Here is a 23,472-nt window from a genome sequence, read left to right as displayed (position 1 = left end):
TCGGTGAAAAGGCCCGCCGACTTCATATCGACGACGGCGGCAATGATCTCGGCAATCCTCGGATGCACCGTTCAACGCTCCCCGCTGGCTTCGCCGCAAGGAATGTTCAAGCGTGCAAGCCGGTAAAGCAGCGTGCGCCGTGCGACGCCGAGCTCACGCGCCGTACGGGTCCGATTGCCACGATTCTTGTGCAGGCAATCGAGCAGGAACACGCGCTCTACCCGCTCCAGACGCTGGCGCAGCGTGACATCATCAGCGGCGGTCGCGGCCGACGCCTGGGGAAGCGACAGGTGCGCCGGCAGGATCACGTTGTCGTCACACAGCAGAACGGCTCGTTCCACCAGGCACTTGAGTTCACGCACGTTGCCAGGAAAGGCATGACTCGACAGTTGATCAAGGGCGATATTCGACCATTCCACAGGTATCCTTCCCAGGCTTGCGCACGCCTTGTCGGCGAAATGCCGTGCCAGCTGCAGCACATCCCCGTCTCGCTCACGCAAGGCCGGTAACTGGATGGGGAACTGGGCAAGCCGGTAATAAAGATCCTCGCGAAAACTGCCTTCGGCGACCATGGCTGCGAGGTCACGGTGGGTCGCCGCGATGATGCGCACATCAACCTTGTGCGCAGCACTGGCGCCCAATGGGCGAACCTCACCTTCCTGCAATACCCGCAACAACTTGGCTTGCAGGGTCAGCGGCATATCGCCGATTTCATCCAGCAGCAACGTGCCGCCATGGGCGGCGTCGAACAGCCCTGCATAGTTGCGCTCGGCACCGGTAAATGCGCCTTTGCGGTAGCCGAACAGCTCGCTCTCCAACAAGCCTTCCGGGAACGCAGCGCAGTTCTGCACCACGAAAGCCTTGGTTGCACGCGGCCCTGCCAGGTGGACGGCCCGAGCCACCACCTCTTTGCCGGTGCCGGTTTCTCCCCGTAGCAGGACGGTATAAGGGGTATGCAGCACCTTGCTGATCAATTGGCAGGTTTGCGCCATCGCTGTGCTGTTGCCAATCAGGCCATACGTGCCGGTCAGCGACACTGCACGCGGTGGCGGCGCAAGAGCCGGCACCCACCGCAGGCTGCGCAGCAGGGCCAGTTGGTGCAAGGCGAAGCTGGCGAACTGGCCCAGCGAGGACGCGTAGCCTTGCAACGCTGCCGGACGTTGGGCCGCGCATAGCAGCACGCCCGTGAGCGTATTGAGGCGGTTGAACAGCGGCACACTCAACAAGGCGCGCCAAGGTGATGCGAGCACCGGCAAGAAACCCAGGTCGTAAGGGCTGTCTTGCACATCATCCACACTGACCGCGGCGCCTTGATCCAGTGTGTCGCGCAGTAAAGGCACCTGTCGCGGATCGATACTTGAAGTCGCCACCGCCACCGAGGGCGTCGCGCTCAGGTGTTGGGCGGCCAGCTCAAGCCGGCCGGTCGCTTCGTCAAGCCGGTACAACTGGGTGAGCTCACAGTGACTCAGTTGCGCCACCGCTGAGACGCACGCGCCGGGCAATGAAGCGCCGTCACTGTCCAGGCCTATACGTGTGAAGCAGCCGATCAAGGCGCTGGCGTGGGCAAGCGGGTCAGGCAATTGATCAAGGTCGGTCATTGGCTAAACTCGCAGAGCGGCAGGCCGTTGCCATCCAATCGCGCATGCACCGAGGAAACCGGGGTCTCCATGGCCATGGCGCCGAGCAGACCGTCCACCATCTGCGGCAACAAATGGCGCTCGATCCACTGGTCGATGTACCGCGCACCGCTGTCACCGTCCGCGCAACGCTCGGTCATGTGCGCGACCAATTCTGGCGTGTAGGTGAATGCCAGTTTGCGCGAGTGCAGCCGTTGGCCAAGGCCCGCAAGCTTGAGCTCTGCCACGTCGTGCAGCACCTGCTCGTCAATCGGGTAATACGGTATGACGCGCATACGGGCGAGCAATGCGGGCTTGAAGTGGGCACGCAGCACCGGATAAATGGCGTCTTGCAGCACCTGGGGTTCAGGTCGTTGACCGCCTGCGCAAAGCGCGTTGATAGCGTCGCTGGCGAGGTTGGACGTCATCAGCAGCACGGTGTTGCGAAAGTCGATTTCCCGCCCTTCGCCATCATTCGCGCGCCCTTTGTCAAAGACTTGGTAAAACAGGTTCAATACCTCCGGGTCGGCCTTCTCCACCTCGTCGAGCAGCACGACTGAATAGGGACGCTGGCGTACGGCTTCGGTCAAAACCCCGCCCTCGCCATAACCGACATAACCCGGTGGCGCACCGATCAATCGGGAAAGCGCGTGCTTCTCCTGGTACTCCGACATATTGATGGTGGTGACAAACCGTTCACCGCCGTACAGAAGATCCGCCAGGGCCAGGGCTGTTTCTGTCTTGCCTACACCGCTTGGCCCCACCAGCAGAAACACCCCGACAGGGGCATCGACCTTGTTGAGCCCGGCGGCAACGGCGCGCAAGGCACGATCAAGGGCCTGCACCGCGTGGTCCTGCCCAAGCACGCGCGAGCGCAAGGCCGCGGCAAACCCAAGCACTTTTGTGTTCGGTTCAAGGGCCAGCTGCTCGACGGGAATACCGGTCCACGCGCTGATGACATGCGCTACGCCGTGCGGGCAGACCTCAGGTTTCACCAGCGGCCCATCGCGCTCAAGCCACTGTTGCTCCAGTACCTGGCGCTCGTGCTCAAGGGTTTCCAGGCGCAACTTCAGCGCCTGCAGAGCCTGCGCATCCACAGGCAAACCGCTATCAGCGTCTCGACTCAGCGCCCGCGCCTGCCGCTGGCCCTCGATCAGTTCGGCGCGTAGCGCCTGCAGGGCCTCAGGCGGCATTGCCTGACGCGTGCGGACGCTGGCACAGGCGGTATCCAGCACGTCCACCGCCTTGTCCGGCAACTGTCGGCCCACCAGATAGCGTGCGCTCATGTGGGCCGCTGCTACCACCGCATCATCACGGACATACACGCCATGGCTCGCTTCATAGACAGGCACCAGTCCCCGCAGAATCGACACTGCCTGCTCGACACTCGGCTCCTCGACCAGTACCGGCTGGAACCGCCGCGCCAATGCCGGGTCCTTCTCGATGTACTGCTTGTATTCCGACCAGGTGGTAGCGGCGATCGTACGCAGCGCGCCGCGCGCCAAGGCCGGCTTGAGCAGGTTGGCCGCGTCCAGGCCTCCCGGCTGGGCGCCAGCGCCCACCAAGGTATGGGCTTCGTCGATAAACAGGATGACCGGTTCAGGCGATGCGTTCACTTCATCGATCACACCTTTGAGACGTCGCTCGAACTCGCCTTTGAGGCCAGCACCCGCTTGCAGCAAGCCCATATCGAGGGTCAGCACGCGAACGCTTTTAAGGGCCTCGGGCACCTGCAAAGCCGCGATCTGCAACGCAAGCCCTTCGACGATCGCCGTTTTCCCCACCCCGGCCTCCCCCACGAGAATCGGGTTGTTCTTGCGCCGCCGCACCAGGATGTCGATCAATTGCCGTATTTCGCGCTCGCGGCACAGCACCGGGTCTATCCGGCCCTCACGGGCATGCTGGGTGAGGTCCTGGGTAAAGCGCTGCAACAGCGACTCCGTGGCAATCGGCTGATGCTCGCTGGGCTGGCCCAGCAGAAAATCACGCACCTTGCCGACATCCAGGCGGCTGAGCACAGCGTGATACCGGCTGCCCGCGTGCTCCAGCGGGTGCTGTAAAAGTGCCAGCAACAGCGCACCGTGATCGACAGAACGTTGGCCCAACTCCACGTGGGCAACCATAACGGCTTGTTGCAACCACAGCACCAAGGCCTGGGCGAACACCGGGTTGCGTGTAGCGCTCTGCTCGCTCCTGGGCTGTAGGGCTGCTTGCAGTTCGCCCAGGGAAACGTCGGCATCTGCCAGCGCCTTGGCCATCAGCCCGGCGGGATGCTCGAGCAAGGCCAGAAGCAGATCCTCCACCAACACTTCATGGCCACCACGCGCCATGCAGCGCTCGGCCGCGCGCGTCAGGTCCCGGCGGGTCGGGGCCGTCAATGTACGGATCAGTTGTTGCAGGTCCACATTAATCATGCGCATCAATCCTTAATGAAAATGGCCGGCGAGCGTGATCGCACCGTCCGCTCGCTCATGTTCCAGCCAACTGGTCCAACCCAGGCGGCACACATTGTTTTCGCCGATATGCAACGCCCTGATTTCGCCGGGTGCCAATACCAGGCGCAGGTCAAATTGCAACGCGTCTCGCGCGGTTAAACGCACCAGCGAGCACGCGGGGCATAGGCCGTTCCCGTGGGCAGAAAGTCGTGAAAACGCTGCCAGCCCAGGGCCTTGATGTGCACCCTGAACTTGCCGCTGCGATCAGCGATGCGACGCCCCAATACCAGGTCGTGGCCAAGCGTGCAGTTGGCGTGGCCCAAGTCATTGCGCTGCGAATGCGCGAGGTCCACCGTGCGTTCGACCCATTGCTCGATGAACACCTGGGCATGCTTGAGGTAATACCGCAGGACGGTCTCCATCAACGCAGCCGAGTGCGCGCGCAGGCTCAGAAGCCCGAGGTAAGGCAGCAAGCGCTTGCAATCAAGAAGCGAGGCGCCCCGTATCGCGTGACTGCCGAGGCCAATCAGCGCAAACATTTGCTGGGAAAACCCATCACTGGCGCCCTGTTGAAAGCAGGCCCGGTAACGGTATTTGCGCCAGATCGGTAACATCAGACGGTGCAGTCGATGGTGGAACATATCGAGGAAGTCCCGCGTGGGGTTACCACCTGCGCGCTCCGCAAACGCCTGCTCGGCATAAAACGCGGGCAACGGTGAGCCCGCGCCAAACAACCCCAGCACGTTGATGCGCAGACGCGCCCGCAAGTGCCCGTGGTCCAGGAAAAATTCCACACGGTCGATATCGTGTCCTGCAAACCCCAGGCCTGGATTGGCCTGGAATTCCAGCTGGTCATACAGCGCATCCTCATCCAGCAGGGGATGAGCTTCACGTAAACGTGCGACCACCTGCACCACCGCCTGGAATAGCGTGTATTCGCGGATAGCACGGCAAAGCTGAGTCAAAGCAGGGGTTGCTGCCCCATCCGGAACGGCCATAGATACACGTCTCCTTGTGTGCTGATCACTCGCAACTCGTGATACGAATTGAGGCTGGCGTAAAGCGCAAAGAACTGATTGAGGACCGAAGCGAACACAAACAGATCGCCCTGGCCTGCAAACCCCAGGGGATCCACCGTCACGTCCACCCGCAATCCGCGAATCGGCAGGCCCCGGTGCAACCGGTCAACCGCTTCGTGCTGGATAGAGCGCAGCGCGCCCAACTTTTTCTGGCTGATTTTCAGCGCCTGTCGATCGTGATAGCGCGGCAGGTCGTAGGTCGCGAGAATCACTTTCAATGCGTTGATATCGGTCAGCGACACATAGTTGAGCGACATGTTGCTGATGAGCTTCCAGAGATAATCCTGGTCCAGTGGCGGCGCAAAACTCGCGGTTGGCGCAGTGATGTTACGGAACGTCAATGACTCAGGGGTGTGCTCGCCGGGCTGGTTGATCTCACCTGCCCTTAGCTGTCGCGGCAGACCGGCATTGGTACAGGTCAGCTCGATCGACAGTGTTTCCGGGCCCTGCTCGCAGCGATCGCCAAAGCCTATCCAGGTAGCCGGCCCGTCATGCTGGACCGACGGCCGTTGACGGATGCTGAAGCTGGGTAACGCCCGCGAAGTTTCGCCATCACGGTCATGCTCGAACGACTCAAAGGGCACGTAGGTTTGATAGCCCAAGCCGCCAGGACGCCATCCGGTAACACGGTCAACCGAAAACACCCCGGCGTTTTCCGGAGAATATTCCCCTGGCAACAGCAGGTATTCATCCTGTTTTCCATCCCGCCGAATGGGTATCGCGTCGTGACTGAACAGGTTGACGATAGGCGTGCAGTACAGCTTGACGTTGTCCAGGGTGGGGCGCTGGAGCGCATGCCCCAGGGGGCGCAGCTCGAAGCGCAACACCATGCCATGTGCCTGCTTGAGCACCTCTTGGGGGAATTGATGCAGCGCACCCAACCCTTGAACATCGACAAACAAGTATTTCTCGGGAAACGTGAAATATTCCTGCAAGTGGCGATAACCACGGAAGGTGTTTTGCGGGTAAGGAATCAATGCGTGTTCCTCTGCAAAACCCACCGGCTGAACCTGGCTGGCGCCGAGCCGTAGCGTCGCAGGTTGACCATTGATCCCGTTGACCGGCAAATCGTTTTGGTCCAATAGCTGCAGATGGATGCCATCCAGATGTCGCAACAAGCTGAGGTACAGGCCTTGGCTCACATAGTGGTCTCCGGCCAGGTGCAGTCGTAACGAATCGAATGTCAGCGCACTGAAATTCCCCTCTGCACTCAGGGTCAGGCGCAGGTCCAACCAGGTTGCTTCGCCCTGGCAGGTGTAATCCAGGCGACGAAGTTGCAGCGGCATTACGTCGGTGGCATAGCAGGTTCTGAAACGGCAACGTTCGCCCTGGATAGGCATGCTTTCCACTGCGGTGTCCCGTGCCACGCGAACGCTGGGGCCGGCGCAGTTCAACGGGTCGAATTGCAGGATGCTGAAAGCAGGCATTGGCCGCATGTAATTGGGCCATAACAAATGCATCAAGGAATGCGTCAACTCAGGCAGCTCGTCATCGAGCTTCTGGCGCAGGCGTGCGGTCAGGAATGCAAAACCCTCCAGTAAACGCTCCACATCCGGGTCTTGACCGTTCTCGGCAAGAAACGGTGCCAGGGCAGGATTGCGCTCTGAAAAGCGCCGCCCGAGTTGTCGCAGGGCACTGAGTTCGCTCTGAAAATAGCGGTTAAAGGCCATCTGCGCAGACCTCTACCTGCCCGGCATCCGCCAGGCGCGCGTGGAACACGACGGCTTGAGTGCCACCGTCGATGAGCAGCCCGGCCTCGATGGCAAAGGCCAGTGCCAACGTTTCATGGACGCGCGGGAGCACCCTGACGCGTACATTCACCAGCCGTGGTTCGTAAGCCTGGATGAAGCGCTCGATCAGCAGGCGTGACTGGGTCAGGGACTCATGCAGGCTGAGCCGCATATCATTGAGATCAGGCAAGCCGTAATCCGGCAGCGTCTGCACGCTGCCGGCGCGGGTGCTGAGCATTTTCGTCAAATGCGCGGCGACGGACGTCATACGGCATTCGCTGGCACACACCTCGGACTCAAGGCGCTCGAAAAGGCTGTTGTGGTGGCGCATCCCCTGGCCTCGGCTCATTCTTTGTCGAGCTTGCCGACGAGGGACAAGGTGAAGTCCGCCCCCATGTATTTGAAATGCGGCCGTACGCTCAAACTGACGCGGTACCAGCCCGGCTCACCCTCGACATCACTGACGGCGATGCGCGCTGCGCGCAGCGGACGGCGCCCGCGCACCTCGGCACTGGGGTTTTCCTGATCCGCCACGTATTGGCGAATCCACTTGTTGAGCTCCAACTCCAGGTCGGTGCGTTCCTTCCACGAGCCCAGTTGTTCGCGCTGCAGGACCTTGAGGTAGTGGGCCAGGCGATTGATCACCATCATGTAAGGCAACTGGGTACCGAGCCGGTAGTTCAGCTCCGCTGCCTTGCCCTCTTCGCTGATGCCGAACGTCTTGGGTTTCTGCACGGAACTGGCGGAAAAGAAGGCAGCGTTGTCACTGCCCTTGCGCATGGTCAGGGCGATGAACCCTTCTTGCGCCAACTCGTATTCGCGTCGGTCTGAAACCAGTACCTCGGTAGGAATCTTGGTTTCAATCTCACCCATGCTCTGGAAATGATGCAACGGCAAGTCCTCGACCGCCCCGCCACTCTGGGGGCCGATGATGTTCGGGCACCAGCGAAAGCGCGCGAAACTGTCGGTCAGGCGAGTGGCGAAGGCGTAGGCCGTGTTGCCCCACAAGTAGTGCTCGTGGCTGTTGACCACATTTTCCTGGTAGGCAAAGGTTTTGACCGGGCACTCAAGGGGGTCGTACGGCGTGCGCAATAAAAAACGCGGCACGGTAAGGCCGATGTAGCGGGCATCTTCGCTCTGGCGAAAGCTTTGCCACTTGGCAAACTGCGGGCCTTCGAAATGATCCTTGAGATCCTTGAGGTCAGGTAGACCGGTGAAGCTTTCCAGACCAAAGAAACCAGGCCCGGCGGCCGCGATGAACGGCGCGTGAGCCATACCGGCGACACTGGAAACGTACTGCATGAGTTTCACATCAGGCGCGCTGGGGGACAGGAAGTAATTGGCGATGATCGCCCCTACCGGCTGGCCGCCAAACTGGCCGTATTCAGCACTGTAGATATGCTTGTAAAGCCCCGACTGGGTCACTTCCGGGGAATCCTCGAAGTCGTCCAGCAGGTCCTGCCGCGAGACATTCAGCAGCTCTATCTTGATGTTTTCGCGGAAATTGGTGCGCTCGACCAGCAGTTGCAGCCCTCGCCAGGCTGCCTCGAGGGCCTGGAAGTCCGGGTGGTGCAGGATCTCATCCACTTGCTGGCTGAGCTTGGCATCGATCTCGGCAATCATTCGGTCGACCAGACGCTTCTTGACCGGTTCTTCGCGGTTGTGAGGCTTGACCAGTTCTTCGATAAACGCCGACACACCCCGCTTGGCGATGCTGTATGCCTCGTCATCGACGCTCAATAACGTCTGGGCAATGATGTTGTCGAGAATGCTGCACTCGTCGGCGGCTTTGGGCAGAGGCAGCGAGTTGTACTGGGTAGTCGTCATGGGATCAGTGTCCTTTTACTGAATAGGTTCGGCATCAGGGCTGCTCAGCCCCAGTTCGGCCAGCACCCGAGCACGGGAGTCGTCATCGGCCAGCGCCTGCTCAATGGCTTTACGAAAGCTCGGGGTGTTGCCCAGCGGGCCCTTGAGCGCCACCAATGCCTCACGCAGCACCATCAGCTTTTGCAACTGCGGTATTTGCTCGACCAGGCTGGCGGGGTTGAAGTCCTTCATCGAGTTGATCCGCACCTGGACCGCCAGCTCTTCAACCTCAGCGTCATCCTGAAGGCGATTGGGCACGCTCAATGTCAAGTTCAGGGCCTGTTTGGCCAACACCTCGTCGAGGCTGTTCTTGTCGATCCCGATAGGCTTGCGATCCTCAAGCTTGCGCGGGTCGTCGCGCTGGGAAAAATCCCCCAACACCAACAGTTTCAACGGCAGCTCGACGTCCTCCTGTGCGCCACCCAGTGCGGGTTTGAAGGTGATGTTGATACGTTCCTTGGGTGCTACCGAACCGTCTTTGGCCATGGTGTTTCTCCTTTTGATGTTTTTTATTCGAGTACTGCTTCCAGATCGAACTGGCACAACCGTCGATGCGTGGCGTCTTTGCTTTCGCGCACGGCGTGGCTTTGCGGCAACAGGTCATAGCAGCGGTACAGGAGCCGGCCGACGTGCAGGGCCAGTTCCGGCTCCCAGCGGTCCAGGCCCGCGCGCTGTAATTCGAGGTCCAGCTGTTCCAGTTGGATTCTGCCCAGGTCAGGCTTGCCCGCGCGCATGCACAACCTGGCCAGTGCCAGGCGCCAATGAAAGCGCGCGCGTTCACTGCCAGTGCTGTGCAAACCCTGCTTGAGCACGCCGACGGCAGCCTTGAGCCCGTCCTTGCGCAAGCTGGGCATGACCGTCTGCAAGGCGGCTTCCCAAGGTTCGCTGCCGCCATCGGCAACGGCATTGAAAGGCTCGGCTTTGTGCAGGTGGCGAACAACATGAAGTGTGATCCACTCACAGGTCGCCGGGCCCGCAAACGGCGTGCCGTCGTCGAAGCGCAATTCAGGCAGGTTCGGTAGACGTTGCAATAACAGCGCGAAGCTCGTTTCCAGCTCGGTCATGGCCAGGTTCGCGTGCAAGGCTTCAAGGCATTCCCAGAGCATGCGTAGCCCATCGAACCAGAACAATGCACCCGCCAGGCTGACCTCGAGCTCAAGCAACAGCTCGGCGTGATGGCCTTGGCTGAGACGATCCTGGTAACGTTTAAGCTTGTCGGGAGCCAGCGGGCGCAACGCCGTCACCCCCTCACTGTTGGCATCGGGATAATTGACCAGGCTCAGCCACGCCAAGGTGCGTCCCAAACGCAAGGCCCGCAGGTCGGTGGCATTCTGGCGCAACCACCAGGCACACAACGTACGGGCCTGTTCCTGTAAGGCGCGCAGCACTTTGTGGGCATCTTTTTCATTGTTGATCAGCAACTCAGGCTTGAGCGACTGCGTGAGCGCCTGCTTGACCTGGGTGATCACGCCCGCAGCGCCCGCTGACTGCGCGCCGTCTTGCGTGGCACGCGCCAGACGTTCCGTCAGTTGTCGCCGGATTGGCAACAACAACGGGGCGTCGCTGCCAAGGCGTTCGTTCAATAGCTCGTCAAGGCGCACGAGGTGTGCCTGCAGCGCCTGGAACAAGGGCAATCGGTCGACAAGCGACAGGTTCTGCGAGAAGAGCGCGGCCAGGCGCGTCACCAGCCAAGCCAATGCGGCAACGCGGGTGCGCAGCTTGGTGGGATAGACCGCCGCCCAGTGATGCTCACACAGATAAACCAGCAAACCGAGGCCGGCCAGCAACCCCGGGAATGAATCACGCTGATGCAGTCCCCAGGTGAGCCACACAGCGAGGCGCAGGTCCTTGGATTGCTCACGCAACAGGCGCTCGCTGAATTCGCAGACCTGCTGCCAGTCCGGCAGGCTCGCGCCATGTATGGATTGCGTCTTGGCAACCTCGGCTTCCACGGTTTCAAACTCACTCGAAAAGCGCACGTCATTGCCGGCGAAATCCCCTGGCGAACAAGGTTTCCGTGCAAGTTCCTGGTAATAATCGCACAACTTTTCTGAATGAACCATTTTTGGGCTGCACACAACTATGAAGGCTGAATAGGCAAACTTTATACTGAGAAATGCGTAGCAGAGCTCCGCTTAACCCTCGTTCAACACACAACGAAGTGAACGAACCTTAGCCATCAAAAAAACAGTCAGCAAGCCACAGCCTCACACTTAAGGAATTTCCTACGAACCCTCTAAAATCAAGGCCTGCGCAGTAATTTGCGCACTTAACAAAGTTAAATAACCCGCGATCACCGCCAACTGCGCCTGATTACTCACTTCTCACCATGAGCAATTAACTGCGCACTTATGTGCAACTTAAAATACTAAACATCCGCAAAATCAGCCCCCCATGAAACGCTTTAACTTTCTACACCTTGATTTCATTGACCCACGCACTTTCAGGCACGCTTTTTGTTAAAGGCATTTCACCGGGCCGACAACTTCATCGCTCGGGAGCACCTACTCAATCAGACAAGGAAACCCGTCATGCCAACACCCGCGTACCTCTCAGTCACCGGTGTCAAACAAGGTTTGATCACCGCAGGTACATTTACCCAGGACTCGGTAGGCAACATTTATCAGGAAGGCCACGAGGATCAGATTCTGGTGCAGGCATTTGCCCATCAGGTGATCATTCCCCGCGACCCGCAATCGGGCCAGCCTACCGGCCAGCGCGTGCATAAACCGCTGATGATCAGCAAGGTCTTCGACAAATCCTCGCCCCTGTTATTCAGCGCACTGACCTCGGGGGAAGAAGTGTCGTGCCGGCTGGAATGGTTTCGCACCTCTTCGGCAGGCACCCAGGAGCACTACTTCACCATTGAACTGGAAGGCGCGACGATCGTGGACGTCCAGTCGCGCATGCCCAATTGCCAGGACCCGGACAACGCCCACTTCACCCATCTGGAGGACGTGTATTTCACCTATCGCAAGATCGTCTGGACCCATGAAGTAGCCGGCACTTCAGGCTCGGACGACTGGCGCAGTCCAGTAGCCGGCTAACCGCGGCGGTGGCGGGAACGGCCCAGGGAAGGTGCCGTTCCTGCTGGCGCTACACCATCGCCAGCGGGTGCTTGCGCTTGGGTGCGCCAAATACGCGGTCGATCGCGTCCAGGTCATGCTCGTCCAACACCAGCTTCGCAGCAGCGGCATTTTGCCGTATGTGGTCGGGCGTTACTGCCTTGGGGATGGCGATCACACCTTCTTGACGCAAGACCCAGGCTAGAGAGACTTGCGCGGGGGTGGCCTCATGACGATGGGCAATCTGCTTGAGCGTAGGGCTCGCCAACAGCTCGCCGCCCTGGGCAATCGGGCAGTAAGCCATCAAGGGCAGATGGTGCTGTTGCCACCATGGCAGCAGGTCGAATTCAATACCACGTTCTTCGATGTTGTAGAGCACCTGGTTGGTCGCACACGCGGGGGACGCCAGTTCCTGCAGGTCTGCCACATCAAAGTTGGAGACACCCCAACGGCCGATTTTGCCAGCTTCGCGCAGACGCTCGAACGCTTCGACAGTTTCTGCAAGGGGGTACTGGCCGCGCCAATGCAGCAGATACAGATCGATGTAGTCGGTGCCCAGGCGCTGAAGGCTGGCTTCGCAGGCGCGGGGCACGCCTTGGCTGCTGGCGTTGTGCGGATAGACCTTGCTCACCAAAAATACCCGGTCGCGGCGGCCCTTGATGGCCTCGCCGACCACCTCCTCCGCACCGCCTTCGCCGTACATTTCAGCGGTATCGATCAGGGTCAGGCCTTCGTCGATACCCAGCTGCAAGGCGGCCACTTCGGCACGGCGATGGTTTGGGTCTTCGCCCATGCGCCAGGTTCCCTGGCCGATGACAGGCACGGGAACACCGGCCAGATCGATAGTACGCATGACAACCTCCTGATGAGTTCGCGGATTAACAGTGTGGCATTGACCGGACAAAAGGGTTCAATCGCAGTATGGTTGGCCTCTGATCAATCGCCAGGAATCACCCGCAATGCTGTTTGTTGTCATGCTCGGGGGCAAGCACCCCAGGGCCCGGATCGAAGTACACGATGTCGCTTTTGCCGTGGCGGATACGCTGCAGGCCACCTACCCGCAGTTGCGCGACGCGTGGTTTGGCAGCCCCAAGGGCGTGCACATCGATTCGTGGATGGCGATCGATGGTGTCGACGGCTGGAAGGTCGAATTCAGCCAATTGGCGCCGCATGGCGATGCGCCTCGCTTGTATTTCCTCAACCTCGGCGGATATGAGGCCAACCGCTTCGGCGAGGCGCATCACTACCTGTTGCTGGTGGCGCGCGACAAACGCGAGGCGATGAGCAAGGGCAAGCAGCACCTGTTGCGCCACTGGTCCCAGGCCCACACCGACGCAGTGATGGATATCGACGATTGCCTGCCCATCGACCTGGTGGACGGCCGTTATGTCCATCTTGTACAAGGGCCGCACGCCCCCATCGTGCAGCAAAACGACTACATCGTTTTGGCCTGAACCCCGCGGGCCAGGCCGCTTCTGGTCCGCTCGGGCAAGTAGACGGAACTTTGCCAGGAAATAACCGCCTGAATCCGGTAGGCTCACCGTTTTTTTCACTCAAGGAGTTATTTCCCATGGCCAAAGCCACCGCCCGCCACATCCTCGTTTCCACTGAAGACAAGTGCAACGAACTCAAGTCCCAGATCGAAGGCGGCGCTGATTTCGCAGAAGTCGCCAAAGCCAACTCCAGCTGCCCGTCCAGCCGTCAAGGCGGCGACCTGGGTTCGTTCGGTCCCGGCCAGATGGTCAAGGAATTCGACAGCGTGGTGTTCAGCGCCCCGGTCAATACCGTACAAGGCCCAGTGAAAACCCAGTTCGGTTATCACCTGCTGGAAGTCACCAGCCGCCAGGACTGATTCAGTCTGTGCTGATGTTGTAGACAACGGCCCGCCATTTGGCGGGCCGTTGTGCATGTGATGACTGACGACGCTTAAGCCGTTAACGTACAGCTCTCTATTCTTGTTCACCCGCGCTCAAGGCTGATAATGCGATTGGCTTTTCCCAGACTGTTCAGCATCACCCTGGTCGTGTTCCTGACCAGCAACGCCGTGATCGCGGCGCCACAAGCGTCCCTCACGGTGTATGGCGAGCCGGCCAAGTACCCCGACGGCTTCAGCCATTTCGACTATGCCAACCCCAATGCCCCCAAAGGCGGCAGCCTGCGCCGCTCCGCCCTGGAAATCGGGCGCTTTGACCATGTATTGCCGTATGTCGACAAAGGCATCGGTGTTTCCCAGGTCGACGGCTGGGTTTATGCGCCTCTGGCCCAGCGCTCCCTGGACGAGCCCTACACGGTCTACGGCCTGGTCGCGCAAAAGATGGAACGCGCCGACGACGGCCTGTCGCTGCGGTTCTACCTCAATCCCAAGGCGCGATTTGCCGACGGCAAACCGATCACCGCCGAAGACGTGCGCTACAGCTTCGACTTGTTGATGACCCAAGGCAGCCTGCGTTTTCGCACCCTGTTCGCCGACGTCAAGCATGTCGAAGTCGAAAACGAGCGCCAGGTGCGTTTCGACTTTTCCAGCAATGAAAACCGCACCCTGCCCCTGGATCTCGCCACCCTGCCGGTGTTCCCCGAACATTGGTGGAAGAGCCGCGACTTCGCCAACGGCGGCGGCTATGAAGCCCCACTGGGCAGTGGCCCGTACAAGGTCAGCAAGATCGACTCCGGCAACACCATCACTTTTACTCGTGACCCCGATTGGTGGGGCAAGGACTTGCCGGTCAGCCGTGGCCTGTACAACTTCGATCACTTGAGCCTTGAGTATTTCGGCGACATCGAAGTGGCGCGCCAGGTGCTGCGCGGCGGTGCCTACGATTTCAATCGGGAGTTTTCCGCCACCGGATACTCCATCGGTTATAACGGCCCGGCCCTTGACGATGGCCGCCTGCAACGCGCGCATCTGGCCAAGGGGATGCCGCAACCGGCCCAGGGCTATGTCTTCAATGTGCAAAACCCGATGTTCAAGGACCGCCGCGTGCGCCAGGCCCTGGCTATGCTGTGGGATTTCGAATGGGCCAACCGGCAGATGATGCGCAACCTGTACATCCGCCAGCAAAGCTATTTCTCCAACAGCCCGCTCGCCGCCACCCAGTTGCCGACCCAGGAAGAACTGGCGATCCTGGAACCCTTGCGCGGGCAGATTCCCGATGAGGTGTTCACCCAGGTATTCAAGGCGCCCGTTACCGATGGCAGCGGCATGATCCGTGACAAACAGTTGCAGGCCCTGGCCCTGCTGGAAGAGGCGGGCTGGAAGCCTGAAGGCGACAAACTGGTCAACGCCGAGGGCGAGCCGTTAGAGTTCACCTTCCTTAACGCCCAGGCAGGCCTGGAACGTCTGCTGCTGCCGTACAAACGCAACCTGGCGCAGATCGGCATCACCTTGAATATCCGCCGCATCGACTCCTCCCAGTACGTCAACCGCTTGATGGCGCGGGACTACGACATGATCGTCACCGGTTTTCCGGTGACCACCTCGCCGGGCATGGAGCTGTACAATTTCTTCGGTTCCGCCGCCGCGTTCGATCCGGGCGCCAACAATTACATGGCGCTCCAGGACCCGGCCGTCGACCGCCTGATCAAGGGCCTGGTCAAGGCCGATACCCAAGTGCAGATGCTCACCTATGCGCACGCCCTGGACCGGGTGCTGCAGTGGAACTACCTGTGGATTCCCAACTACTACCCGCCCGGCACGTCCGCCGCGTGGTGGAACCGCTTCGGCCGCCCGGCCATCGAGGCGAAAAACGATGAAGCCCTGGAAACCTGGTGGGAAGTCAGCCCGACGCCACTGACCAACGAGCAGATGCAAGCCGAGCTGAAAAAACGCGGGGATGCGCGCTGATGTTTGCCTATATCGTGCGGCGCCTGCTGCTGATCATCCCGACCCTGGTGATTATCCTGCTGGTGAATTTCGTGATCGTGCAGGCCGCGCCCGGAGGGCCGGTGGAACAAGCCATCGCCCACCTGCAAGGCATCGGCGGCGGTGGTGTGGGCAGCGGCGCAGGCGAAGGCATCAGCGGCTCGCGGGCCAGCCGTGGCCTGGACCCGAAGCTGATCAAGGACATCGAAAAGCAATATGGCTTCGACAAGCCTGCGCCGGAACGCCTGTGGCTGATGCTCAAGAGCTACGCCCAACTGGACTTCGGCAACAGCTTCTTTCGCGGCTCGACGGTGATCGACCTGATCCTGGAAAAGATGCCGGTCACCATTTCCCTCGGCCTGTGGGCCACCTTGATCACTTACCTGGTGTCGATCCCCTTGGGCATCCGCAAGGCGGTGCGCCATGGCAGCAGCTTCGATGTGTGGAGCAGCACCGCCATCGTGATCGGCTATGCGATGCCGGCGTTTCTGTTCGCGATGTTCCTGATCGTGGTGTTTGCCGGCGGCACGTCGCTGAACTGGTTCCCGGTGCGCGGGCTGGTGTCGGAGAACTTCGAAACACTGGGCACCGTGGGCAAGATTGCCGACTACTTCTGGCACCTGGTATTGCCGGTCACGGCGCTGGTGATCGGCGGGTTCGCCACCTTGACCATCCTCACCAAAAACTCGTTCCTCAACGAAATTACCCGGCAGTACGTGGTGACAGCGCGCGCCAAGGGCTTGAGCGAACGCCGCGTGCTGTACGGCCATGTGTTTCGCAACGCAATGTTGCTGGTGATTTCCGGAATTCCCCAAGCGTTCATCAGCGTATTCTTCGCCGGTTCCCTGCTGATCGAAGTGATCTTCTCCCTCGATGGCCTGGGCCGCATGAGCTATGAAGCGGCCGTCTCACGGGACTATCCGGTGGTGTTTGGTTCGTTGTTTATCTTCACCCTGTTCGGCCTCTTGATAAAACTCATCGGCGACCTCTGTTACACCCTGGTGGACCCGCGTATCGACTTCGCTGCGAGGAACGCCTGATGCTCAATCTGTCGCCCGTGGCTCGTCGGCGTTTCGAGCGCTTCAAGAAGAACCGTCGCGGTTGGTGGTCCCTGTGGTTATTTATTGGCTTGTTTATCCTGACCCTGGGTGGCGAGTTGATCGCCAACGACAAGCCGCTGGTGCTCAGTTTCAAGCACGAACTGTATTTCCCGGTATTCAAGCGCTACACCGAACAGCAGTTCGGCGGGCAACTGCCGTTCCAGGCCGACTACCGCAGTGACTACGTGCAGAAGCTGATCAAGCAGGACGGCGGCTGGATGTGGTTCCCGCCGATCCCGTTCAGCGACGATACGCCCAACTACGAGCTGGCCCGCCCTGCCCCCAGCCCGCCGTCGACGGTGAACTGGCTGGGCACCGATGACCAATCGCGGGATGTGCTGGCGCGGGTGATCTTCGGCGCACGGGTGTCGATCCTGTTTGCCCTGGCGCTGACCGCGATCAGCGCCGCCATCGGCATCGCCGCCGGGGCGTTGCAGGGTTACTACGGCGGCTGGGTGGACTTGCTGGGGCAACGCATCCTGGAGGTGTGGTCGGGCCTGCCGGTGCTGTACCTGCTGATTATCCTGTCGGGCTTTGTCGAGCCGAATTTCTGGTGGTTGCTGGGCATCATGGCGCTGTTTTCCTGGCTGGCGCTGGTGGATGTGGTGCGCGCCGAGTTCCTGCGCGGGCGCAACCTGGAGTATGTCAAGGCCGCGCGCGCCCTGGGCCTGGGCGACGGCAAGATCATTGGCCGGCATATCCTGCCCAATGCCATGACCGCGACCTTGAGCTATTTGCCGTTCATCCTGACCGGGGCGATTTCGACCTTGAGCGCCCTGGATTTCCTCGGCTTCGGCATGCCGGCCGGCAGTGCGTCGCTGGGCGAGTTGATCGCCCAGGGCAAGCAGAACCTGCAAGCCCCATGGCTGGGCCTGACGGCGTTTTTTACCCTGGCGCTGATCCTGTCGCTGCTGGTGTTTATCGGCGAGGCGTTGCGTGATGCCTTCGACCCTCGCTCATGAGTGACTGCGTATGAACCTGATCGAAATCCGTGACCTCAGCGTGGCGTTCAGCGGCCACACCGTGGTGCGCAATGTGAACCTGGACGTGCGCCCCGGCGAGTGCCTGGCGCTGGTGGGTGAGTCGGGCTCGGGCAAGTCGGTGACCGCTCATTCGATCCTGCAACTGCTGCCCGAAGCCGGTACGCACAGTACCGGCTCGGTGAAGTATCGCGGCCAGGAGCTGATGGGCGCGTCGCCGGCGGCCCTGCAAAAGCTGCGCGGCAACCGTATTGCCATGATCTTCCAGGAGCCGATGACCTCGCTGAACCCGCTGCACACCATCGAAAAGCAGATCGGCGAGACGCTGCTGCTGCACAAGGGCCTGGGCGGCAAGGTGGCGCAGGCGCGTATCCTCGAGCTGCTCGACCTGGTGGGCATCCAGAAACCCCAGGAGCGGCTCAAGGCCTACCCCCATCAACTCTCCGGTGGACAGCGCCAGCGAGTGATGATCGCCATGGCCCTGGCCTGCGAGCCGGAGCTGCTGATTGCCGACGAACCTACCACCGCGCTGGACGTGACCGTGCAGCGCAAGATCCTGCTGCTGCTCAAGTCGTTGCAGCAACGCCTGGGCATGTCACTGCTGCTGATCAGCCATGACCTTAACCTGGTGCGCAGCATTGCCCAGCGGGTGTGCGTGATGCGCGCCGGGGAGATCGTCGAGCAGGCCGACTGCCAGGCCTTGTTTGCCGCACCACAGCACCCCTACAGCCGCGTGCTGCTGGACGCCGAGCCCTCGGCTGAAGTGTTGTGCGGCGAAGAGCGCGAGACCGTATTGCAGGTGAACGACCTGAGCGTGCGGTTTGCCCTTGGCGGCGGGCTGCTGCGGCCCAAGCGCTACCTGCAGGCGGTGGACGGTATCAGCCTCAGTGTGCAACGCGGCAAGACCTTGGGGATTGTCGGCGAGTCCGGCTCGGGCAAGTCGACCCTGGGCCAGGCGATCCTGCGCCTGCTCGATTCCACCGGCAGCATCCGCTTCCAGGGCGAGGCCCTCGACCCGCTCAACCACCGGCAGATGCGCCCATGGCGCAAGCAGATGCAGGTGGTGTTCCAGGACCCGTATGGCAGCCTCAGCCCGCGCATGTCGGTGCAACAGATCATCAGCGAGGGCCTGGAAGTGCACGCCCCGTGCAGCCTCGACGCGCGCGAAGCCCAGGTGATCCAGGTGCTCAAGGACGTCGGCCTGGACCCCGCCAGCCGGCACCGTTACCCCCATGAATTTTCCGGCGGCCAGCGCCAGCGCATCGCTATCGCCCGGGCACTGGTGCTCAAGCCGGCGTTGATGCTGCTGGATGAGCCGACCTCGGCGCTGGACCGTACGGTGCAAAAACAAGTGGTGGCCCTGTTGCGCGAATTGCAGGAGAAATACGGCCTGACCTACCTGTTCATCAGCCATGACCTGGCGGTGGTGCGGGCGATGGCGCACGATATGATCGTGGTCAAGGACGGCAAAGTGGTAGAGCGCGGCCCCAGCCATGCCGTGTTCGAAGCGCCGCAGCATCCCTACACCAAGGAGCTGTTGGCTGCCGCGCACATCCCCTTGTAGAAGCGCGTTTATAGTGGCGAGCGGGCTCCCTCGCCACGCTTCACCTGCTGGACCATCAATCGGCGCTATGACTATGAACACCACCGAAAACCTCAAGGACTACCAACACGTTCGCGGCCTGGCCATTCAGTCGCTGTTCGAGATCATCGAGCAGTCCAGCGAAGGCACGGTGATCGTTGACCGTGATGCGAATATCGTCTGGATGAACGAGCGCTACGCCAAGCGTTTCGGCCTCAAGAGCGCCGAGCAGGCCATCGGCCAACCCTGCGAGCAGGTGATTTCCAACAGCCTGTTGCGCCAGGTGGTGCGCAACGACCGGCCGATTCTGCTGGATATCCAGGACACGCCCAAGGGCCCGCTGGTGGTGATGCGCCTGCCGATCCACGACGATGCGGGCGCGGTGATCGGTGCGATTGGCTTTGCGCTGTTCGATGAGCTGCGCAACCTGTCGCCGCTGATCGAGCGCTACCTGAGCATGCAGCAGGAACTGGCATCCACGCGTTCGCTGTTGCGATCGCGGCAAAGCAAATACAACTTCGCGCACTTTATCGGCACCAGCGCCGCCAGCCTTGAAGTCAAGCGCCGTGCGCGGCGCAGTGCCAGCGCCGAATCGCCGGTGCTGCTGCTCGGCGAAACCGGCACCGGCAAGGAATTGCTCGCCCAGGCCATCCATGGCGCATCGCCCCGAGCCCACAAAGCGTTCGTCAGCATCAACAGCGCGGCGATCCCCCACGACCTGCTCGAAGCTGAATTTTTCGGCACCGCGCCGGGCGCCTTTACCGGCGCCGACCGCAAGGGCCGTCCCGGCAAATTCCAGATCGCCCAGGGTGGCACGCTGTTCCTCGATGAAATCGGCGACATGCCGCTGCCGCTGCAAAGCAAGTTATTGCGGGTACTGCAGGAAAAGGAATTCGAACCGGTGGGTTCCAACGAAATGCTGCACAGCGATGTGCGGGTGATCGCAGCGACGTCCATGGACCTGGAAGCGGCGATCAAGCGTGGCGAGTTCCGTGCGGACTTGTACTACCGCCTGAACGTGTTGCCGATCCAGGTGCCGCCGCTGCGTGAACGGCTGGAGGATATTCCGGCGCTGAGCGAAGCCATCCTCGAGGAACTGCGCAGCCAGCATGAACTGGACCGCGAAGCCCTGGCGCTGTTGGCGCAGCATGCGTGGCCTGGGAATATCCGTGAGCTGCGCAACGTGCTGGAGCGGGCGGCGTTGTTGAGCGATGACCTGGTGTTGAACGCCGGGGAGATGCGGGCGGCGATTGGCACGTTCAGGCCGGTGGCGCGTGGTGCGCCAGTACCGACTGTAGAAGGGGAAAGTTTCCATGCCGCGCGCGAGCGGTTCGACCGTAGGGTGATCGAGGGGATGCTACGGGCGTGCGAGGGGAATGTAATAGAAGCAGCCAGACGCCTGAAACTTGGTCGATCTACGCTATACAAAAAAATGGTCGCATTGGGCATGACGTCTTAGTAGACGACGTCGATATTGTGAGTTTCAAAGCCAGCGCCTGCATAATCACGGTGTCTTTAAAACAGTAGGACAGAGTGCATGTCAGATACACATGTTATTGCTATTGGCGGCGAGTCCGATGACGATTTGAAGTGCATGACGCCGATTGATGAGTACATTATTTCGTTAACCGGAAAAGCAGCACCGGTGGTCCTTTACATCTCCACCGCCAATGGTGATGACCCGGTGAAAATCGCAGACTTCTCAAACAAGTATGCCGCCATCGGCTGCTCGGTCATTCCACTCGCATTCTTCATCCCGCCCTCCCCTCACGCGCAGCAGATTTCATCGATGTTCGAGAAGGCCGATATCATTTACGTCGCCGGAGGTAATACCCGTGCGATGCTGGCGGTCTGGCGCGAGTTTGGTGTTACTGACCTTTTGAAAGCAGCTGGGGATCAGGGCAAGATCCTGTGTGGCGTCAGCGCTGGCGCCATATGCTGGTTCGATTTCGGCCATTCGGATTCAGGGGGCGCGTTCGCGCTGATTAATGGCTTGGGCATGCTACCCGGCGCGCTGTGCCCGCATTTCAATTCTGAAGAGGGGCGAAAAACATCCTTTGTCGAACTGATTTGCAACCAGCGCATTCAACCTGCCTACGCCGTCGACGACGGCATTGCCCTGCACTTCAAAAACGGTAGCTATCAGAAGACCCTTTACAATGACGCCACTTGCAGTGGTTATGCAGTCGCCGTGCGATCGCCCCACTTAACGCGGTTGTGATGGGCACGTTCAATGGATGCAAACGCCAGCACGACCTGGACAAGAAGATGGCGGCCTTGGGAATTGCATAGTCTCCGATATGAGACTCAAATCTCACTATGAGGACAAACCTTTGTGGGAGGGGGGCTTGCCCTAATGCCAGTCAGTTAAGGGCGAACACTGTACCTGTGGCGAGGGAGCTTGCTCTCGCTGGGCCGCGAAGCGGCCCCAAAAATAGGACTGCTGCGCAGTCCAGCGGGAGCAAGCTCCCTCGCCACAGGTTACTTTTTACCCTTTCCACTTCTTAACTGACTGGCATTAGGGCTTGCCCCCCCAATAGCGGTCAGCCAGCTTATATATCCACTGGCTGATCCGCCGCCATCGGGGGCAAGCCCCCTCCCACATTTGATCGGTGGAGGTCTCTGAATTGAGACAAAGTCGAAAATCACCACAGACAAAATAGTTAATTTACTTGTATTTCAATAAGTTAGAAACATGGCACACATCTCGCTATAGCCCTTCTCCAGCGTTTCACCCACAAAAATAACAATTGGAGACACACCATGAGTGTGATCATTGCCCTGGCAGCCCTGGCGCTGCTGATGCTGGCTGCCTACCGTGGCTATAGCGTTATCCTGTTTGCCCCGATCGCCGCCCTCGGCGCTGTTCTGCTGACTGACCCTTCCGCTGTCGCACCGGCCTTTACCGGGGTGTTCATGGAGAAAATGGTTGGTTTCATCAAGCTGTATTTCCCGGTGTTCCTGCTCGGGGCGGTGTTTGGCAAGCTGATCGAGTTGTCTGGGTTCTCGCGTTCCATCGTCGCCGCCGCCATTCGTTTGCTCGGCACGCGCCAGGCGATGCTGGTGATTGTGCTGGTCTGTGCCCTGCTCACTTACGGCGGCGTGTCGCTGTTTGTGGTGGTGTTTGCGGTGTACCCGTTTGCCGCGGAGATGTTCCGCCAGAGCGATATCCCCAAGCGCCTGATCCCGGCCACCATTGCCCTCGGTGCATTCTCGTTCACCATGGACGCCCTGCCCGGCACGCCGCAGATCCAGAACATCATCCCCAGCACTTTCTTCAACACCACCGCCTGGGCGGCGCCGTGGTTGGGGCTGATCGGGACGATCTTTGTGTTCTGCGCCGGCATGCTCTACCTGTCGCGCCAGCGCAACAAGGCCCAGCGCGCGGGTGAAGGCTATGGCACCGAGTTGCGCAACGAGCCGGAAACCGCCGAGAACCTGGCCCTGCCCAACCCCTGGATCGCGCTGTCGCCGCTGATTCTGGTGGGGGTGATGAACCTGCTGTTCACCCACTGGATCCCGCAGTGGTACGGCAAGACCCACAGCCTCAGCCTGCCGGGCATGAGCGCCCCGGTGACCACCGAAATCGCCAAGCTCACCGCGATCTGGGCGGTGCAGGCGGCGTTGCTGGTGGGGATTATCGTGGTATTGGTGTGCGGTTTTTCGGCGATCAAAAGCAAGCTGGCCGAGGGCAGCAAAAGTGCGGTCAGCGGCGCGCTGCTGGCAGCGATGAACACCGCTTCCGAATACGGGTTCGGTGCAGTGATCGCCTCGTTGCCGGGGTTCCTGGTATTGGCGGACTGGCTCAAGGGCATTCCCAACCCGCTGGTCAACGAAGCCATTACCGTGACTCTGCTGGCGGGGATCACCGGCTCCGCATCCGGCGGTATGAGCATCGCCCTGGCGGCCATGTCCGAAAGCTTTATTTCAGCGGCCCATGCGGCCAATATCCCCCTTGAAGTGCTGCATCGGGTCGCAGCCATGGCCAGCGGCGGCATGGACACCCTGCCCCACAACGGCGCGGTGATCACGCTGCTGGCGGTGACCGGGCTGACCCACCGCGAAGCCTACAAGGATATTTTCGGCATCACGATCATCAAGACCCTCGCGGTGTTCGTGGTGATCGGTACGTTCTACGCCACCGGCATAGTGTGAGGTTT

General features: G+C 60.5%; 18 protein-coding genes and 1 pseudogene. 10 read left to right on the top strand and 9 right to left on the bottom strand.

Translation table 11 applies throughout. From position 1 onward, the window contains the following. Positions 1-71 precede the first annotated feature (71 nt). From C4J88_RS12260 to tssA, 8 genes and pseudogenes are all read right to left on the bottom strand, one after another. Entirely contained in the window at positions 72-1,598 is a 1,527-nt protein-coding gene (locus tag C4J88_RS12260; RefSeq protein ID WP_124407056.1) for a sigma-54-dependent Fis family transcriptional regulator, read from the bottom strand. Further along, positions 1,595-4,030, bottom strand: coding sequence for an AAA family ATPase (locus C4J88_RS12255; protein WP_124407055.1), 2,436 nt, complete (start codon positions 4,028-4,030; stop codon positions 1,595-1,597). The genes C4J88_RS12260 and C4J88_RS12255 overlap by 4 nt, the downstream gene beginning before the upstream one ends. 12 nt (positions 4,031-4,042) lie before the next feature. Then, positions 4,043-5,049, bottom strand: a pseudogene (tssG, locus tag C4J88_RS12250) (type VI secretion system baseplate subunit TssG). Continuing rightward, positions 5,013-6,800 carry a type VI secretion system baseplate subunit TssF gene (gene tssF / locus C4J88_RS12245; RefSeq protein WP_124407054.1) on the bottom strand — a complete coding sequence of 596 codons (1,788 nt, stop codon included), beginning with the start codon at positions 6,798-6,800 and terminating at the stop codon, positions 5,013-5,015. The pseudogene tssG and the gene tssF overlap by 37 nt, the downstream one beginning before the upstream one ends. Further along, a complete protein-coding gene (tssE, locus tag C4J88_RS12240; RefSeq protein ID WP_124408611.1) occupies positions 6,790-7,191 on the bottom strand; it encodes a type VI secretion system baseplate subunit TssE in 402 nt (133 codons plus the stop codon). Before tssE ends, tssF begins: the two co-directional genes overlap by 11 nt. A 14-nt stretch (positions 7,192-7,205) precedes the next feature. Next, entirely contained in the window at positions 7,206-8,687 is a 1,482-nt protein-coding gene (gene tssC, locus C4J88_RS12235) for a type VI secretion system contractile sheath large subunit (protein WP_124407053.1), read from the bottom strand. Between the two features lie 15 nt (positions 8,688-8,702). Further along, positions 8,703-9,212 (bottom strand): type VI secretion system contractile sheath small subunit, encoded by a 510-nt coding sequence (tssB, locus tag C4J88_RS12230; RefSeq protein WP_124370536.1) that lies wholly within the window; start codon positions 9,210-9,212, stop codon positions 8,703-8,705. A gap of 23 nt (positions 9,213-9,235) precedes the next feature. After that, entirely contained in the window at positions 9,236-10,789 is a 1,554-nt protein-coding gene (tssA, locus tag C4J88_RS12225) for a type VI secretion system protein TssA (RefSeq protein WP_124407052.1), read from the bottom strand. Positions 10,790-11,257: 468 nt separating this feature from the next. Here tssA and C4J88_RS12220 point away from each other — a divergent pair, with 468 nt between their 5' ends. Beyond that, positions 11,258-11,773, top strand: a complete 516-nt coding sequence (locus tag C4J88_RS12220; protein ID WP_124370534.1) for an Hcp family type VI secretion system effector — start codon at positions 11,258-11,260, stop codon at positions 11,771-11,773. 49 nt (positions 11,774-11,822) lie between these two features. On the opposite strand, the gene C4J88_RS12215 is transcribed toward C4J88_RS12220, so the two are convergent. After that, entirely contained in the window at positions 11,823-12,644 is an 822-nt protein-coding gene (locus C4J88_RS12215) for an aldo/keto reductase (RefSeq protein WP_124407051.1), read from the bottom strand. Positions 12,645-12,750: 106 nt separating this feature from the next. Here C4J88_RS12215 and C4J88_RS12210 point away from each other — a divergent pair, with 106 nt between their 5' ends. From C4J88_RS12210 to C4J88_RS12170, 9 genes are all read left to right on the top strand, one after another. Continuing rightward, a complete protein-coding gene (locus C4J88_RS12210; protein WP_124407050.1) occupies positions 12,751-13,245 on the top strand; it encodes a DUF1543 domain-containing protein in 495 nt (164 codons plus the stop codon). 116 nt (positions 13,246-13,361) lie between these two features. Beyond that, complete coding sequence (locus C4J88_RS12205; protein ID WP_124362625.1) at positions 13,362-13,643, top strand: peptidylprolyl isomerase; 282 nt, start codon at positions 13,362-13,364, stop codon at positions 13,641-13,643. A gap of 129 nt (positions 13,644-13,772) precedes the next feature. Continuing rightward, positions 13,773-15,632, top strand: coding sequence for an extracellular solute-binding protein (locus tag C4J88_RS12200; protein WP_124407049.1), 1,860 nt, complete (start codon positions 13,773-13,775; stop codon positions 15,630-15,632). Further along, complete coding sequence (locus C4J88_RS12195; RefSeq protein WP_124407048.1) at positions 15,632-16,690, top strand: microcin C ABC transporter permease YejB; 1,059 nt, start codon at positions 15,632-15,634, stop codon at positions 16,688-16,690. Before C4J88_RS12200 ends, C4J88_RS12195 begins: the two co-directional genes overlap by 1 nt. Further along, on the top strand, positions 16,690-17,712 hold the full coding sequence (locus tag C4J88_RS12190; RefSeq protein WP_164484536.1) for an ABC transporter permease: 1,023 nt from the start codon (positions 16,690-16,692) through the stop codon (positions 17,710-17,712). The genes C4J88_RS12195 and C4J88_RS12190 overlap by 1 nt, the downstream gene beginning before the upstream one ends. A gap of 10 nt (positions 17,713-17,722) precedes the next feature. Further along, a complete protein-coding gene (locus C4J88_RS12185; RefSeq protein WP_124407047.1) occupies positions 17,723-19,294 on the top strand; it encodes an ABC transporter ATP-binding protein in 1,572 nt (523 codons plus the stop codon). 73 nt (positions 19,295-19,367) lie between these two features. Further along, positions 19,368-20,771, top strand: coding sequence for a sigma-54-dependent Fis family transcriptional regulator (locus C4J88_RS12180; protein ID WP_124407046.1), 1,404 nt, complete (start codon positions 19,368-19,370; stop codon positions 20,769-20,771). Positions 20,772-20,849: 78 nt separating this feature from the next. Further along, a complete protein-coding gene (locus C4J88_RS12175) occupies positions 20,850-21,533 on the top strand; it encodes a peptidase E (RefSeq protein ID WP_124407045.1) in 684 nt (227 codons plus the stop codon). Between the two features lie 542 nt (positions 21,534-22,075). Next, a complete protein-coding gene (locus tag C4J88_RS12170) occupies positions 22,076-23,467 on the top strand; it encodes a GntP family permease (protein ID WP_124407044.1) in 1,392 nt (463 codons plus the stop codon). Positions 23,468-23,472 lie beyond the last annotated feature (5 nt).

Origin of the sequence: Pseudomonas sp. R4-39-08 (assembly GCF_003852275.1) — a bacterium.
Taxonomy (GTDB): domain Bacteria; phylum Pseudomonadota; class Gammaproteobacteria; order Pseudomonadales; family Pseudomonadaceae; genus Aquipseudomonas.
Note: the sequence above shows the minus strand (reverse complement) of the source record. Positions and strands in the feature narration are given on the sequence as shown.

Excerpts from the sequence above, each read along its gene's own strand:
- C4J88_RS12260 (WP_124407056.1), bottom strand. The coding sequence starts at position 1,598 with ATGACCGACCTTGATCAATTGCCTGACCCGCTTGCCCACGCCAGCGCC.
- C4J88_RS12255 (WP_124407055.1), bottom strand. The coding sequence starts at position 4,030 with ATGATTAATGTGGACCTGCAACAACTGATCCGTACATTGACGGCCCCG.
- tssF (WP_124407054.1), bottom strand. The coding sequence starts at position 6,800 with ATGGCCTTTAACCGCTATTTTCAGAGCGAACTCAGTGCCCTGCGACAA.
- tssE (WP_124408611.1), bottom strand. The coding sequence starts at position 7,191 with ATGCGCCACCACAACAGCCTTTTCGAGCGCCTTGAGTCCGAGGTGTGT.
- tssC (WP_124407053.1), bottom strand. The coding sequence starts at position 8,687 with ATGACGACTACCCAGTACAACTCGCTGCCTCTGCCCAAAGCCGCCGAC.
- tssB (WP_124370536.1), bottom strand. The coding sequence starts at position 9,212 with ATGGCCAAAGACGGTTCGGTAGCACCCAAGGAACGTATCAACATCACC.
- tssA (WP_124407052.1), bottom strand. The coding sequence starts at position 10,789 with ATGGTTCATTCAGAAAAGTTGTGCGATTATTACCAGGAACTTGCACGG.
- C4J88_RS12220 (WP_124370534.1), top strand. The coding sequence starts at position 11,258 with ATGCCAACACCCGCGTACCTCTCAGTCACCGGTGTCAAACAAGGTTTG.
- C4J88_RS12215 (WP_124407051.1), bottom strand. The coding sequence starts at position 12,644 with ATGCGTACTATCGATCTGGCCGGTGTTCCCGTGCCTGTCATCGGCCAG.
- C4J88_RS12210 (WP_124407050.1), top strand. The coding sequence starts at position 12,751 with ATGCTGTTTGTTGTCATGCTCGGGGGCAAGCACCCCAGGGCCCGGATC.
- C4J88_RS12205 (WP_124362625.1), top strand. The coding sequence starts at position 13,362 with ATGGCCAAAGCCACCGCCCGCCACATCCTCGTTTCCACTGAAGACAAG.
- C4J88_RS12200 (WP_124407049.1), top strand. The coding sequence starts at position 13,773 with ATGCGATTGGCTTTTCCCAGACTGTTCAGCATCACCCTGGTCGTGTTC.
- C4J88_RS12195 (WP_124407048.1), top strand. The coding sequence starts at position 15,632 with ATGTTTGCCTATATCGTGCGGCGCCTGCTGCTGATCATCCCGACCCTG.
- C4J88_RS12190 (WP_164484536.1), top strand. The coding sequence starts at position 16,690 with ATGCTCAATCTGTCGCCCGTGGCTCGTCGGCGTTTCGAGCGCTTCAAG.
- C4J88_RS12185 (WP_124407047.1), top strand. The coding sequence starts at position 17,723 with ATGAACCTGATCGAAATCCGTGACCTCAGCGTGGCGTTCAGCGGCCAC.
- C4J88_RS12180 (WP_124407046.1), top strand. The coding sequence starts at position 19,368 with ATGAACACCACCGAAAACCTCAAGGACTACCAACACGTTCGCGGCCTG.
- C4J88_RS12175 (WP_124407045.1), top strand. The coding sequence starts at position 20,850 with ATGTCAGATACACATGTTATTGCTATTGGCGGCGAGTCCGATGACGAT.
- C4J88_RS12170 (WP_124407044.1), top strand. The coding sequence starts at position 22,076 with ATGAGTGTGATCATTGCCCTGGCAGCCCTGGCGCTGCTGATGCTGGCT.